This is a genomic window from Streptomyces sp. NPDC058773 (assembly GCF_042746015.1).
Lineage (GTDB): Bacteria > Actinomycetota > Actinomycetes > Streptomycetales > Streptomycetaceae > Streptomyces.
On sequence record NZ_JBHYPE010000042.1, the window covers coordinates 46,471 to 61,085 of the forward strand.

Genomic DNA, 14,615 nt, shown 5'->3' on the forward strand with positions numbered 1-14,615 from the left:
GTGTGCGGGCCGTGCTTTGCCGCTGCTTTTCCGTAATCCGGCGACCGCGTGGCCCGTTCCGCACGCTCCGGGGAGGTTTGGGTGGCCGTTACATCTACCTGTGCGTACGGTGCATGCCGCAGGCCGCCGCCCGGACGCGGCGCGGCCCACGAAGGAGGAGCCGCGAGCATGTGCGGAATCACCGGATGGATCTCCTACGACCACGACCTCACGAGACAGCGCGCCACCCTTGAGGCGATGACCGGGACCATGACCTGCCGCGGCCCGGACGCGGCAGGCCTCTGGCTCGACACCCACGCCGCGCTCGGCCACCGCCGGCTCGCCGTCATCGACATCGACGGCGGCAAGCAGCCCATGACCGTCACCCACGACGGCCGCACCCTGCTCGTCACCACCTACAGCGGCGAGGTGTACAACTACCGCGAGCTGCGGGCCGAGTTGGAGCTGCTGGGTCACAGCTTCCGCACCAGCAGCGACACCGAAGTGGTGCTGCACGCCTACCTCCAGTGGGGCGAGGCCTTCGCCGAGCGCCTCAACGGTATGTACGCACTGGGGCTCTGGGATGCACGCACCCGGCAACTCCTGCTGATACGCGACCGGATGGGCATCAAACCGCTCTACTACCACCCCACCCCCGACGGGGTGCTGTTCGGCTCCGAGCCCAAGGCGATCCTCGCTCACCCCTCCGTACGCCCCACCGTCGACGCCGAGGGCCTCGCCGAACTCATCACCTTCACCAAGACCCCCGGCCACGCCGTCTACCGGGGCATGCACGAGGTGCGCCCGGGCCACCTCGTCCGGGTCGGCCGCGGAGGTGTCACCGTCAAGCGCTACTGGTCCCTCACGGCCCGCGAGCACACCGACGACCTCGACACCACCGTCGCGCGCATCCGCGAGCTGCTCGACGACATCGTGCACCGCCAGCTGATCGCCGATGTCCCGCTGTGCACCCTGCTCTCCGGCGGCCTGGACTCCTCCGTCATCACCGCGCTCGCCGCGCGCAGACTCGCTGCCCAGGGCCGCGGCCCGGTCCGCTCGTTCGCCGTCGACTTCACCGGCCACACCGAGAACTTCGAGCCCGACGACCTGCGCAGCACCCCCGACGGGCCGTACGCCCACGCCCTGGCCGAGCACGTCCGCTCCGACCACCACGACATCGTGCTGGACACCGCCGCCCTGACGGACCCCGGCCACCGCGCCGCGGTGCTCACCGCCCGCGATCTGCCCAACGGCTTCGGCGACGGCGACACCTCCCTCTACCTGCTGTTCAGAGCCGTCCGCGCGCAGTCCACGGTCGCGCTGTCCGGTGAGTCGGCGGACGAGGTCTTCGGCGGCTACCGCTGGTTCCACGACCCCGACGTCGTGCACGCCGACACCTTCCCCTGGATCGCGGCAGGCCTCTCCGGACGGTTCGCCGGGGGCGCCGGCACCCGCGAGGCGCTGCTGGACCGCGGTCTGCTGGCCAAGCTCGACCTGCCCGGCTACACCGCGCGCCGCTACCGCGAGGCGCTCGCCGAAGTGCCCTTCCTCGACAGCGACACCGGCCTCCAGCGCCGGATGCGCGAGATCAGCTATCTGCATCTGACCCGCTTCGTGCAGATCCTGCTCGACCGCAAGGACCGCGCCAGTATGGCCGTCGGCCTGGAGGTCCGCGTCCCGTTCTGCGACCACCGCCTCGTCGACTACGTCTTCAACACCCCGTGGTCGATGAAGACGTTCGACGGCCGGGAGAAATCGCTGCTGCGCGCCGCCACCCGCGACGTCCTGCCCGATGTGGTGGCCGACCGCGTCAAGTGCCCCTACCCCAGTACCCAGGACCCGCGCTACCACGACGCACTGCGCGACGAACTGAACGCACTGGCCGCCGACCGCACCGCCCCCGTCCGCCCACTCCTGGACTCCGCCGCCCTCGCCGCGGCCACCTCCGGCCCCGCGACCCCCGACATCCGCCCCGGAGCCGAACTCATCCTCGGCATGAACGCCTGGCTGCGGACCACGGGGACCGTGCTGGAGCTGTGAGGGCGCGGACACGCTCCGGGGAAGGGAGCCGCCTCCCCGGACGGTGACGCCTCCCCGAGAGACGGCAACTCCCGGCCTGCGGGCAACTCCCGGCCTGCGGGCGGCTCCCGCACGGCACCGCTTCCCGCGATGAGACTTCCCGAGAGGCCGGCCTCCCGTCACGGCGGGCGCTCCTGGCGCACAATGGATGCGACAAAGAACGCGCACCGACGGGTACGCAGCCGCGCACGCACCCCGGGACACCCCAGAGGTGCGGGCCGTCGCGCACCCGCCCGCCCCACCACCAGCACCAGGAGCGCCACCGTGTCCCCGCAGACCTTGACCATCACCATCGATCCGGCGGCGGCCGCCGCGCCGTTCGAGCAGGTACGCACCCAGATCGCGGACCAGGCCAGGGACGGCGGTCTGCCGGTCGGCTACAAACTCCCCACCGTCCGCGGGCTCGCCGAAGACCTCGGCCTGGCCGCCAACACCGTCGCCAAGGCCTACCGCGCCCTGGAGTCCGACGGCGTGATCGAGACCCGCGGCCGCAACGGCAGCTTCATCGCGGCGGCCGGGGAGGCCGCGGACAAGGAGGCCGCCGCGGCCGCCGAGACCTACGCCCGCCGCGCCCAGCGCCTCGGTCTCGACCACCGAGCCGCCCGCACGGCCGTCGAAAACGCTCTGCGGGCCACGTACGGGGCCGACGCCTGACGTGGTCCCCGGCCGGGCCACGACCCGGCTCGCCCCCACACCCCCACACCCCCACACCCAACCCGTCGACTCACCGACCTGCCGCCCGAAAAGGAGCCGCATGCCCAGCAAGCAGGCGCTCGTGCGCCGTCCCGGCCCCCGTCTCGCCGAGGGGCTGGTCACTCACATAGACCGGCGCCCGGTGGACCCCGCCCTGGCCCTGCGCCAGTGGGAGTCCTACGTCCAGGTGCTGCGCGACCACGGCTGGCACACCACCGAGGTCGCCCCCGCCGACGACTGCCCCGACGCGGTCTTCGTCGAGGACTCCGTGGTCATGTTCCGCAATGTCGCCCTGCTCGCCCGCCCCGGTGCCGGACAGCGCCGGCCCGAGGTCTCGGCCACCCGCGCGGCCGTCGAGGCGCTCGGCTGCTCCGTCAACGAGATCCGCGAGCCGGGCACCCTGGACGGCGGCGACATCCTCAAGGTCGGCGACACCGTCTACGTGGGCCGCGGCGGCCGCACCAACGCCGACGGGGTACGCCAACTCCGCGCCGCCTTCGAGCCGTTGGGCGCCCGCGTGGTCGCCGTACCGGTGAGCCGCGTACTACACCTCAAATCCGCCGTGACCGCGCTCCCGGACGGCACCGTCATCGGCCATCCGCCCCTGGTCGACGACCCCGCCGCCTTCCCCCGCTTCCTGCCCGTCCCCGAGGAGTCCGGCGCCCACGTCGTGCTCCTCGGCGGCGGCAAGCTGCTGATGGCCGCCGGCGCGCCCCGCAGCGCCGAGCTCTTCGCCGACCTGGGGTATCAGCCGGTCGTCGTGGACATCAGCGAGTTCGAGAAGCTGGAGGGCTGTGTGACCTGCCTGTCCGTGCGGCTGCGTGAGCTGTATGCATGACGGGGCATCATCCCCGGGCGCCTCGTGCGCCTGCCCGGACCGCACCGCCGAGCGTGCCTATCGTGGCGCCATGAGCAACCTCGACCTCAGACCCGCGCCCAGCCTCTGCGGCGGCACCGGCCGTACGGGCCCGGTCCGTGATGTCCAGCCCGGCAAGCAGGTGCCACTCGGCGAGAGCACCGTCGTCCGCAGGCTGCTGCCGAACCTCGGCCGACGGATGATCGGCGCCTGGTGCTTCGTCGACCACTACGGCCCCGACGACATCGTCGACGAGCCGGGGATGCAGGTGCCGCCCCATCCGCACATGGGACTGCAGACGGTCAGCTGGCTGCGCGAGGGCGAGGTGCTGCACCGCGACAGCCTCGGCAGCCTGCAGACCGTACGGCCGCGGGAACTGGGCCTGATGACGTCCGGCCGGGCCATCGCCCACTCCGAGGAGTCGCCGCACGGCCACGGCCCGCTCCTGCACGGCGCCCAGCTGTGGGTGGCGCTCCCCGGCGAACACCGCCATACCGCCCCGTCCTTCGAGCACCACACCGACCTGCCGGTGATCAACGGCGGCGGCCTCTCCGCCACCGTCATCCTCGGCGAACTGGCCGGCGCCACCTCGCCCGGCACCACCTACTCCCCACTGGTCGGCGCCGACCTCACCCTCACCGCCGGCACGGACACCCGCCTGCCGGTCGACCCCGACTTCGAGTACGCCGCGCTGACCATCTCCGGCGAGAGCGAGATCGACGGCGTCCGCCTGGCCCCCGGCGCCCTCCTCTACCTCGGCTGCGGCCGCACCGAACTCCCCCTCCGCGCCGACTCCGACAGCACCCTGATGCTCCTCGGCGGCGAACCCTTCGAGGAAGAACTCGTCATGTGGTGGAACTTCGTGGGGCGCTCCCAACAGGACATCGAAGAGGCCCGTACGGACTGGATGACGGGCTCCCGCTTCGGCACCGTCCACGGCTACGACGGCGAGCGGCTGGCGGCTCCGGATCTTCCGCCGGTGGGGCTGAAGCCGCGGGGGAGGGTGCGGTGAGCCGGGGGCATGGCTGAGGGGCGGGTTGCGTGCGGGGCCCTTGCCTTCTCTACCGCACCCCGGGAAATCCAGATTCGGCAGAGGGCAAGGACATCCCTCAGGTGGTCGGCCCGCAGACGAGTCGTGATGTGAGCATGGGGTGTGCCTGTGACCAGGTCCGGTCGGACTCTTCCGGGGCCTCTACTGAATCTCCCGGCCGACATCACGTACCTGCATGGGGCGTACTGCGAGCGGGCCACCATACAGGGGTATCGCGCCCGCGGAGTCCGGTCCTCTGCTCTCGCCCCACGACCTCCCGGGAGCGCCTGGTTGTGACTCGGCCCACTGGTGCGCCCGTGTCAGTCCTCCCCGACCCGCGCTCCGGCGGCGCGGGCCAGAGCCCGTGCCTCGGGGCTGACGCCCCGCTTGCGGGGGGACATCCGTGAGTCCATCGCCTCCCGTTGGGCGACCTGCAGGAGGTTCCGCGGCCCGGGAGTCGCCATGACGCCCAAGTACCGGGGGTCCCCGGCGAACCACACTGTTGTGACCTGCCCGGACTTCACTGCGCGCACCCAAAAGTGCCGCCCCGTCCCGATCGCCCCGCCATACCCGAGGCCCACGGTCTTCTCCGGCCGCTCCGGATTCGGCACGAGAAACTGTGTGCCGCCGTTCTTCTTCGACCTGACCTCGGTGATTCCCACTTGCCACGGATAGACGCGCAGCACTCGGCGTGTTCCGGTCAGCGAGGCGGCACTGATCACTGCGAGCAGGGCGTACCAGATACCGACGCACAACATGGGCATCCACAACACCCATACCAGCCAGACCGGCGTCATGACGACGGCGAACAGCCAGGCGAAGAAGCCCAGTATCCAGCCCAGCACGGCGCCGCACCGGAACATCGCCGTACGGCGCCACGCCTGGCGGGTGGCCGGGTCCTCCCAGGCCGTCTTGTAGTGCACTGGGGACGTCCCTTCCATCATCACAAGTCTCCGATCAGCCGAACACGTCTCGTGCGGCTGCGACTTCCTGGGCTTCGGGCACCTGCTCGCGCAGCTGCGGCGGAAGTGGGTTGTCGAAGCTCACCATGCGGGCGATGCCGTGAAACATGTCACGGTAGTGAGCATGGTCTGATGCGGCCGTCGTGCTCAGCGCGAGTACGGCAACCCGGAGGCCGTCGGGGTGCGGGAGGTAGCCGGTCATCTCGAAGACCTTCTGTCCTTCTCGCTCGTTCAGACTCTCTACCACAGCCGCCGGACCGCACGGCAGGTCGACCAGTTCGGCGTCGCGCGCACCCGACGAAGCCAGGGCAGCCTTCGCGGCTGCGAGTTTCGGCGGAGTCCAGGGAATTTCTTCCCACTTGATCAGGAGCACCGAGTGCAAAATGTCGCCCGACTCGTCATGGTGCACCCCCATCGAGAGGTGGACGGTGCCGGTCCGCGCCAGCAGGCCACCCATGGCTCGAGCCTCATCCGTGCTTGAGCGGAACGACTCGTACTGTTCCTCAGGTACCAGTCCGGCGAGCAGTTCCAGCCCTTCCGCCGCCCCGGCGTCGGGTGCGTCCGAAGCGGGGTGCCAGTGGCACTTCGACGAACCCCGGGGGCAGGGCGAACCAGATGTCGCACTCGGCGCTCATCGCCGATCCGGCGACGGCAAACTCATCCATGATCACGTCAGTGGCCGGCACCGAGCACCACCTTCAGCGTTTTGAGTGCAGCGGATCCGTTGCCGGCACCGTCGAAGCTGCCAGCCCGGGCACCGTCCATGCCAGTGCCCACATTGTTGACTGTGTCGTTGTCCAGGGCGTCAATCAGGTCCTTCGCCGTGCCGTACGTGCCGGTGGCGGCTCCGGCGCCTGCGACGCCGAGGTCGATCATTTGCCCGGCCCGCTCCGGGTTGGCGGCGCCCTTGACCACCCAGGCGGTCAAGGGGTTCTCCGCCGCGGAGATCCGGTTCGCGGCGAGCCACGTTTTGCTTCCGGCACTCGCCAGATGGTCGGTGAGGGACACGGCCTCGCTCGCCGCGCCGGCCGAGCGGGCCGCTCCGTTGATGCCGCGCGCCACGGCGCCGACTCCGGGCACCATGCCCAGCGCGTCCCCCGCCACCCCCACCGCGTTGCTCCAGAAGTCAGCGTCGAACTCGCCCTTGGTGAACCCGTCCGAGAGAGAGGCACGGACGGCGGGGTCCGACAGGCGCGAGGCAAGTGTGGCCGCGCTCGCCGTCGCCGCGATCAGCAGGAAGGCTACGCCGATGGGGCCGCTGAGGATCAGTGCGAGGAGACCGGCGATCGCGGCCACCGTGCCCAGCACATCCGTGAGATTGTCGTCCAGCCAGTCCATGGCCTTGCCGAACCAGCCTGGCTCCTCAGGTGCCAGCTTGTCCGTCGCATCCCGGATCAGGACTGCCTTATTGCGTGCCGTGGAGGAGTGCTCGCCCTCCAGGTCGTGGGCGCGTCGTTTGATGGACGAGAGATCGTCCTGCGCGTCGGTGACCGCGTCTCGTGCATTGTTGAGCGCCGTAGTGGCCTTATCCAGCCGGGCCTGCGCGTTCTGCAGCGACGCTTCGTCGTCGAAGGTCTGGTGCGCAAGCTTGAGGTCAGGGTTGCCGCTGGCGCTCTTCTCCCGGCTCTTGGCTGCGTCGAGCTTGTCCTGCGCGGCCTTCGCCTCGCCGTCCAGCTTCTTCGCATCGCCCTGATAGCCGTGCAGGGCGCGACTCCAGCCGTCCAGGGCGTGCGCGGCCTTCAGCAGGGAGGTGTGGGCCTTCTTGAGGTTGTCCGGGAGCGCACCGTCCAGCTCCTCACGGAAGGCGACGGCTGCGTCGCCCTCCCACGAGTTGCCGGACTGCAGCTGCTGCACCAAGCGGTGCGCCTTCGCCAGGGTCTCCGCCGAGGATGCCAGCTTCGACTTCAGGGCCGACACGGCGGCAACGTTCCCGGGGACGGGGTCGAAGCCCAGGTGGGGGTACGGCTGTGTCACTTCGCTCCCGCCTTGCCCGCAGCCTTCTTGAATGCCTCTTCCAGCGCCTGCTCGACCTCTTCGTAGTTCTGCTTGGTCTTACTCACCGCTTCGGTGAGCTTCTTGGTCTGCTCGGCGATCTGCTCGGAACCGTACTTCCAGTGTTCTTGGAAGTCGTTGCATGCTTCGTCGAGCTCGCCGGTGCCCATGCGGTCAGAGTTCGTCTGATTCATCAGCTTTCGCACACTGTCGAGCGACTCATGAGCCTTTTTGAGCGTTCTCATGAAATCGCCCAGCTCTCCGGTGTCGACCGAGAATTTCTCTCCCACAGGCCCCCTACGGCTGTTCTGGCATTCGGCGTGCCGATCGATCGGCCTACGCATCCGGAGACCCTACATTCGCCAGATGGACGCAATGTCTGTCCGGCGCCACTGGCAGCCCGCACCGGCGCAGTCCAGTCACCGGTGCATGCGCCCGCAGTCTCCCATCGTGTGCCCAAAGTGACGGTTGCTGACCTTGCCGGAGAACATGCGCGGTTTCGCGCTCACCGCACTCCCCCGTCCCGATCTCACCGAGCGCCGCACCAGGCCGGCCACCCGCGATGCCACGGGCGCAGCCGAATGGTCACAGCTCCCCTTGGGATCGCCGCCATCGCGCTGTCATTCCTCGCCCGACCCGCAAGTGGAATGGGACGGTGAAGCGCCTCGCGCAGGTCCTGCAGATGCTGGAGTCCGACGGGGAAGAGTGGTAACGAGCAACAGATGGCCGGTGCCGCCGGCATGGTCGGTGTTCCGGGCAGCGCCGTACGTAGGTGTACACGGCCGTGGCTTACGATGGGGTAGCCCCAGCCGTCGATCCGGTGGGGTGGGGGGCAGGGGTGGAGAGGCGGCTGATTCATCCCTCGGGGATGATCTGCCAGCCGTCGGCGCTGCCCCCGTCGAGGACGAGCTTGCCGATTCCGGCGAAGTCGCGGGCCGTGGTGTCAAGGCAGCAGAAGGCCTTGTCCACGCCACCTTCGCGGTCAAGTCGCGGTGTGCGCGGCGCCCATGGGCTTCCAGATGCGCTCGGCGAGTAGGTCAGCCAGCGGCTTCTTCTCGACGCGCAGCAGAATCAGGCCCAGCAACTGGATGTTGAGGCTGAGGTGGCTGGCCTTGCTTGGCTTTGCTGAAGCGCCACCAGGGGCTGTAGATCTCGGGCACGTCGACGCCGGAGGGCCTGTCGAGCAGGTGCCCGGCCGTGAGCAGTCGTAGGTGATCCCGGAGCGCAGCTTCGGCAGCAGGTCGGCCAGGCGTGTCTCCCACGGCGAGCAGCAGCGCGTCCCGGTCTGTGACGTGCTGCCACACCGCGGAGCGGTCCACGCCGAGTTCCTGACCGAGCGACTTTCCCGGCCAGCCCGTCCGGCTCCGGGCGCCCCGGTCAGCCGTAGCGCACGGACCGGTCAGCCGTCGACTGTCACAGATACGGACCGGTCAAGCCGCCGGCCTTCACAGATACAACCCCGCATCCGCCCCCGAGTCCTGGACCGGGACCGAGGCGGGGCCGGTGCCGCGGCGGAGGGCGTAGAGCTCGGCGAGGGTGGCGCCGTCGCGGCCGGTGTTCTGGTCGGTGCCGAGCCAGTGGGCGGCTTCGGGGCGGGTCAGGGGACCGACCTCGATACGGGCCAGGCAGCGGCCGGGGCGGACCACCGCGGGGTGCATCCGCTCCAGGTCCTCGTTGGTGGTGACGCCGACCAGGACGTTGCGGCCCTGGCCGAGCAGACCGTCCGTCAGGTTGAGCAGCCGGGACAGGGCCTGGCCCGCGGCGTGCTTGGCCTCGCCGCGGATCAGTTCGTCGCAGTCCTCCAGGAGCAGCAGCCGCCAGCGGCCCTTGCCGGTGCTGTCGTCCTCGCCGATCGCGATGTCCATCAGATAGCCGACGTCGTTGAACAGCCGCTCCGGGTCCAGGACGCAGTCCACCTGGCACCAGTCCCGCCAGGAGCGGGCGAGGGTGCGCAGCGCGGAGGTCTTGCCCGTGCCGGGCGGGCCGTGCAGCAACAGCAGCCGGCCGGAGATCTCCTCGGGTGCCACCTTCATCAGCCGGTCCATCGCATCGGCCACCGGCGCCGTGTAGTTGGGGCGGATCTCCTCCCAGGTGGCCGCCGAGATCTGCCGGGACGTACGGTGCGGTCCGCGGCGCGGTGAGAAGTACCAGAAGCCCATCGGGACGTTCTCCGGCTGCGGCTCCGGTTCGTCCTCCGCTCCGTCCGCGGCCTGTCCGAGCACCTTCTCGGCCAGTGCGTCGGTGACGGCGGTGACCGTCACATCGGCGCCGCGGTTCCAGCGGGAGACCAGCAGGGTGAAGCCGTCGCCCTCGGCGAGGAGGGCGCTGCGGTCCTCGTCCTTCGCCTCGCGCAGGACCCGGGCGCCCGGTGGCAGCAGGCTCAGCCCGGGACGTACCCGGTCCACCGACCGGCTGCGGGCGTATGGCTGCTCGCCCCGGGCGAACCGGCCCAGGAAGAGCGCATCGACGACATCGGCGGGCGAATCGCTGTCGTCCAGGGCCAGCCGGAGCGGAAGGGACTCCTCGGTGGCGGACGGCTCGACGTGATCGGCACACATGCCGCCATGATCCGTCACGGTGCCCCGCCGCGTACACGGATTATCCCGGCGTTTCCCGGCGGCCGGGCGGCACTTTGCGGAGCCCTCCCATGAGCCGGGTGCGGCAGGGGTGACGGGCCGCCCACAGACGGCGCAATGACGGTCCGTCGGGCGGGGTGTCCGGAGACTGGGACGGACGTGCCGCGAGGTGAGTGCCCGCCGGAAGGAGCCGCGTCCGTGGAGCCGCCGAGCGGAACCCCTCTGACGGTGATCATGGTCGGTCTGACCGTGGCGACCGGGATGCTCGACGCCGTCAGCTTTCTGGCGCTCGGTCAGGTCTTCACCGCCACCCAGACCGGCAATCTGCTCTTCCTCGGCTTCGGTATCGCCGGGCAGGGCGGGCTCCCGGTGGTGGAGACGAGCGTTTCGCTCGCCGCCTTCGTGCTGGGCGCGGCCCTGGGGGCGCGAATGGAGTCCGCCCTGGCCGCACGCGAGCGGGGGTGGTTCCCGGTGGCGCTGGCCGCGGAGGCGACGCTGCTCGCCGCGGCCGCGGCGGCGGCCTGGGAGTCGGGGCCGGGCCCTGGGCTGCCGCCGGGCCGGCGCAGTGCCGTCATCGGCCTGATGGCGGTGGCGATGGGCATGCGCAATGTCACCGCGATGCGGGCCGCCCCGCCCGACCTCACCACGACGGTGGAGACCCGGGCGATGACGGCCCTGGTCAGCGGGTCGCCGCTGGGGCGCGACGCGCGGCTGGGGTACGGCAGCCATGCCGTGGGCCGCCGGCTGCTCTCGGTCGTCTCGCTGTTCGCGGGCGGTCTCCTCGGGGCCGGGCTCCTGGGGCTGGGGACCCGTCCGCCGCTGGTGATCCTGCTGGTGGCCGTCTTCGTGGCAGCCACCGCCTTTCTCGTGCCCGGCCTCGCCCGCCGCCGGCAGCAGAACGGGGACTGACCGCGCAAGGGGGCGAAGATCCGTCAAGTGGGTGGAGGGGGAGAGGGGATGGGGCCGCGGGCGGCTTCCGGGCGGTGGTCGGGCCGCGCCGGCAGTCGGCGCCAGGGCAAGGGCGCGCGGTGAACATCCCCATGGATCGGCAGATTTGCCGTGAACCGAGAAGAACTTTTGGCATGGACACTTCCGACTACCGGTGAGTCTTGCTACCACAGATGTGGCAGAGATCCTGCTAAGGGAGGTTCCATGAGACTGTCCCGATTCGCGGCCTTGACGTCCGCCTTCTTCGGCACCACGGCGCTCGCGCTCACCGGCGCGAGCGCCGCCGCGTCCGCCCAACTCCCCACCGCCACGGGCTATGTGGCTCTCGGCGACTCCTACTCCTCCGGTGTCGGGGCCGGCAGCTACGACAGCGGCAGCGGCTCCTGCAAGCGCAGCACCAAGGCCTACCCGGCCCTCTGGGCCGCCGCGCACTCCCCCTCGTCCTTCCGCTTCACCGCCTGTTCCGGCGCCCGAACGGGTGATGTTCTCAGCAGTCAGATGGCGCCGCTCAGCAGCTCCACCGGCCTGGTCAGCATCAGCATCGGCGGCAACGACGCCGGATTCGCCGACACCATGACGACCTGTGCGCTCCAGGGCGAGAGTGCCTGTCTGGCCCGGGTCGCCCAGGCCAGGACCTACATCACCAACACCCTGCCCGGCCGGCTCGACGGGGTGTACGACGCCATCTCCGACAAGGCCCCGGCCGCGCACGTGGTGGTCCTGGGCTATCCCCGCTTCTACAAGCTCAGCGGAACCTGTATCGCCGGTCTCTCCGAGAAGTCCCGTGCCGCGATCAACGCCGCCGCCGACCACATCAACGACGTCACCGCCAAGCGCGCCGCCGACCACGGCTTCACCTTCGCCGATGTCAACGCCACCTTTTCCGGCCATGAGCTGTGCTCCGGCAGCGCCTGGCTGCACAGCGTGACCTTCCCCGTCCTGGAGTCCTACCACCCCACCGCCGCCGGCCAGTCCGGCGGCTATCTGCCGGTGTTCGCCTCCGCTGCGTGACCACCGCTGCGCCGGGCGCCGGGGAGCGGCCGTGATCCCGGTCTCTCCCCGTGAGGCCCGGCGGCCCGTCAGATGCCCCGTACGGTCCGCGCGGACAGCCGACGGTTGCTCAACTCGCCCTGCTCCGCGCCTTGTACGTGACATTCCGTATGGTGTTCGTCAACGTCAGAGCGAGGCAGGTGAATCCGGTGACCGGTCTGCACGCGTGTCCGCCAAGAGAGATAGGGTTACCCTGCCCGGGCCGGGTGCCCTCAAAGGGTGGGGAGAGACATGGAACAGATAACAGTGCGTAGCAGGGCGCGTGTCCCTGCCATTAAATGCGGGAGCGGTGCAACCAGCGCGCGTCTCGACCGTCATCTCGCGGTACTGGGTGGTCCGGCCATCCCGCACCGTGAGGTGGAGGGCGCGACGTCGCTGATGCAGGAGCTCACCGCGCGCGATCACGCGCGTACGAGGAACGGCCGCGGCGCGAGGGTGTCGCTGTTCGCACCGCTGCGCAGGCTGCGGCGCTCGCTGTTCGGCGGGCACGGCTGATCCGTTTTCTGCAAGCGGCATCTCGGGCGATCACACCGCCCCGGCGCGGCACCCGCGGTCCGATCGCTCAGGCCCGGGGCGCCGGCGGTACGCCGGTGTACTCGCCGGGGCGGGACCCTCGCCCCGGAGATGCCGTGAGCCGCTCAACCTTTCGCCCGGCCCCGTCCCCGCCCGGCCGGTTGCACGATTCCCCACCACCCGTCGCCGTGCTGCGACGGGTGGTTTGCTGTGTACGGGACACCACGAGGGCCGACGGCCGGGTGCCCGGTGCTCACAGCAGCGCGAACTGCCCCTCCGGGCCCTCCTCGTGATGGTCGAGCACGGAGGCCGGGCGGTGCGCGGAGACCGGCGCCGGAAGGATGCCGGCCGCCCGTAGCTCACCCGCCGTCAGATGCGGGGCCTCCGCCGTCCTACGAAGCAACTCCGCGCACTGCGGCCGGAGTTCGGACAGCAGGGCCAGTACGGTGATCAGCTCCAGCAGCTCCGAGGTCCACTCCTGGGGCCAGCCGGCCGGGCGCAGCGCGGCCAGTGAACCGGCCTCGGGCGGTTCCGTTCCCGTGCCGGTGCGCTCGGCGTACCACGCCTCCAGGACGCGGACGCCACCCGCGTGGAAGTCCCAGGCGCCCGGCGGCACCGGCGAGATGCGGCCGCTGCCGAGCAGCAGCGCCTCCTCCTCCCGGTCGTAGTCGAGCGGTCCGGGCAGCCCGCGGTCGGGGAGTGCGGCGCGTACGTAGGGGCGGCGGCCGCCCGGCATCCGGGGCCGCTCACCCGCCCGTCCGTCGTCCGGCCCGTGCGCGAAGGCGCCCCGGGTGCCGAGCCACAGCAGCCGGGCGCCGAGCGCGAGGCCCCGGTCCCAGAGGTCCGGGTCGGTGGTGAGCGGGACCGTGCAGCCGTCGGGGGAGTGGTGGGCGCTCGCGGCGAGCCAGGCGAGCAGGTCGGCCGGGCCCACCGGGCGGTCCAGGCGACGGCCGAGCAGGGCGAGCAGGCCCGGGGCGACGTTCGGTTCGCGTCCGCCGGGCCGCCGGTAGAGGGGGTGGATGCGGCCGGGGCGGCCGGCCGGTGACCGGCCGTCCGGCAGCAGCGCCGAGCACAGCACGGCGGGGCCGGGGAGCTGCGGCACCTGCCCCCACTCGACCGCGAACAGCTGCCGCTCGTCCGCGACCCGCCACAGCTCCGGGCGGGCACCGTCGATCAGCCGGTGGTCGGGCAGCAGCCACTGCTGGTCGAACGGGCCGTGCAGGATGCGCACGGGTTCGGGGCACGGCCCGCTTGCGCGGTACAGCCGCCCGGTCGGGGTGGCCTGGCCCGGCAGCTGGCCGACGGCGGAGTGCAGGGTCCGGGCCCGGGACGGCCGGAACAGCCGCTCACGTTCCGCCGCGTCCCCGGCGGCCACCAGCGCCGCCCAGCGGGCCCGCAGCGTGGCCGGATCCGGCGCCCGCACCCAGGAACGGCCGAGCCGCAGCGGTGCCACGGACCACGGCATGAGATCGGACAGCCGTGGCGCGTCCTGCTTCGCCGTCACGCGGAGCCCCTCCCGGACCGTTCGGTTGACCCCGGCATGGTATCCAGCGGCCCCGCGGCGGCACCGAATCCGCAGGCCGTACCACCCGTCCGGGACGGGCACAGGCGGTCTTCCCCCCCGCGCCGTTCCTGCCCCGGGCGGTACGCGGCCGCTACATCGCCTGGGCGTACACCCTCGGCTTCGTCGGGGTGCCGGTCCGCTGCGCTTTGCCTTCCTCCCGCGTTTTCGGCTTGCCCGCCGTGGTGGTTGCTCGGCGTTTGTGGCCCGCTTCGCGGTGCCTGGCGCTGCGCTGTGCCTCGGCGCGCGTTTTCGGCTGGCCCGCCGTGGTGGTTGCTCGCCGTTGCGCCTGCGGCGGGCGGGGTCCGCTGCGCGGGGCTGTTGGGTGCGGTGACGGGCCTGCGCGGGTGGGGGTGTCCGGACTGCTTCGCTTTAC

At 71.2% G+C, this 14,615-nt stretch carries 13 protein-coding genes; 7 read left to right on the top strand and 6 right to left on the bottom strand.

The genetic code is table 11. The annotated features are described in order from the left end of the window. The first annotated feature begins 168 nt into the window (after nt 1–168). The 4 genes from asnB to ACFW5B_RS28240 all read left to right on the top strand — a co-directional run bounded on the left by asnB (nt 169) and on the right by ACFW5B_RS28240 (nt 4,619). Nucleotides 169–2,019, top strand: a complete 1,851-nt coding sequence (gene asnB / locus ACFW5B_RS28225; protein ID WP_386445383.1) for an asparagine synthase (glutamine-hydrolyzing) — start codon at nt 169–171, stop codon at nt 2,017–2,019. A 303-nt stretch (nt 2,020–2,322) separates the two neighbouring features. Continuing rightward, nucleotides 2,323–2,712 carry a GntR family transcriptional regulator gene (locus tag ACFW5B_RS28230; protein ID WP_386445386.1) on the top strand — a complete coding sequence of 130 codons (390 nt, stop codon included), beginning with the start codon at nt 2,323–2,325 and terminating at the stop codon, nt 2,710–2,712. 100 nt (nt 2,713–2,812) lie between these two features. Next, nucleotides 2,813–3,589, top strand: coding sequence for a dimethylargininase (ddaH, locus tag ACFW5B_RS28235; RefSeq protein ID WP_386445389.1), 777 nt, complete (start codon nt 2,813–2,815; stop codon nt 3,587–3,589). Between the two features lie 70 nt (nt 3,590–3,659). Beyond that, nucleotides 3,660–4,619 carry a pirin family protein gene (locus ACFW5B_RS28240; RefSeq protein WP_386445392.1) on the top strand — a complete coding sequence of 320 codons (960 nt, stop codon included), beginning with the start codon at nt 3,660–3,662 and terminating at the stop codon, nt 4,617–4,619. 338 nt (nt 4,620–4,957) lie between these two features. On the opposite strand, the gene ACFW5B_RS28245 is transcribed toward ACFW5B_RS28240, so the two are convergent. From ACFW5B_RS28245 to ACFW5B_RS28265, 5 genes are all read right to left on the bottom strand, one after another. Further along, nucleotides 4,958–5,560, bottom strand: a complete 603-nt coding sequence (locus ACFW5B_RS28245; protein WP_386445395.1) for a hypothetical protein — start codon at nt 5,558–5,560, stop codon at nt 4,958–4,960. Nucleotides 5,561–5,594: 34 nt separating this feature from the next. Further along, nucleotides 5,595–6,056, bottom strand: a complete 462-nt coding sequence (locus ACFW5B_RS28250) for a hypothetical protein (RefSeq protein WP_386445398.1) — start codon at nt 6,054–6,056, stop codon at nt 5,595–5,597. A 215-nt stretch (nt 6,057–6,271) separates the two neighbouring features. Then, complete coding sequence (locus ACFW5B_RS28255; RefSeq protein WP_386445401.1) at nt 6,272–7,516, bottom strand: hypothetical protein; 1,245 nt, start codon at nt 7,514–7,516, stop codon at nt 6,272–6,274. A 53-nt stretch (nt 7,517–7,569) separates the two neighbouring features. Continuing rightward, nucleotides 7,570–7,935, bottom strand: coding sequence for a hypothetical protein (locus tag ACFW5B_RS28260; RefSeq protein ID WP_386445404.1), 366 nt, complete (start codon nt 7,933–7,935; stop codon nt 7,570–7,572). A 1,101-nt stretch (nt 7,936–9,036) separates the two neighbouring features. Continuing rightward, nucleotides 9,037–10,149, bottom strand: a complete 1,113-nt coding sequence (locus ACFW5B_RS28265) for a DUF5925 domain-containing protein (RefSeq protein WP_386445407.1) — start codon at nt 10,147–10,149, stop codon at nt 9,037–9,039. A gap of 216 nt (nt 10,150–10,365) precedes the next feature. On the opposite strand from ACFW5B_RS28265, the gene ACFW5B_RS28270 reads away from it, so the two are divergent. The 3 genes from ACFW5B_RS28270 (at nt 10,366) to ACFW5B_RS28280 (ending at nt 12,660) form a co-directional block, all read left to right on the top strand. Next, complete coding sequence (locus tag ACFW5B_RS28270; protein WP_386445410.1) at nt 10,366–11,076, top strand: YoaK family protein; 711 nt, start codon at nt 10,366–10,368, stop codon at nt 11,074–11,076. Between the two features lie 243 nt (nt 11,077–11,319). After that, a complete protein-coding gene (locus tag ACFW5B_RS28275; protein ID WP_386445413.1) occupies nt 11,320–12,126 on the top strand; it encodes an SGNH/GDSL hydrolase family protein in 807 nt (268 codons plus the stop codon). Between the two features lie 270 nt (nt 12,127–12,396). Continuing rightward, nucleotides 12,397–12,660 (top strand): hypothetical protein, encoded by a 264-nt coding sequence (locus ACFW5B_RS28280; protein ID WP_386445416.1) that lies wholly within the window; start codon nt 12,397–12,399, stop codon nt 12,658–12,660. A gap of 271 nt (nt 12,661–12,931) precedes the next feature. Here ACFW5B_RS28280 and ACFW5B_RS28285 read toward each other — a convergent pair whose 3' ends face one another. Beyond that, the gene (locus tag ACFW5B_RS28285) at nt 12,932–14,182 is read right to left on the bottom strand and encodes a type ISP restriction/modification enzyme (protein ID WP_386445418.1); all 1,251 of its coding nucleotides are present in this window, start codon (nt 14,180–14,182) and stop codon (nt 12,932–12,934) included. Between the last annotated feature and the right edge of the window lie 433 nt (nt 14,183–14,615).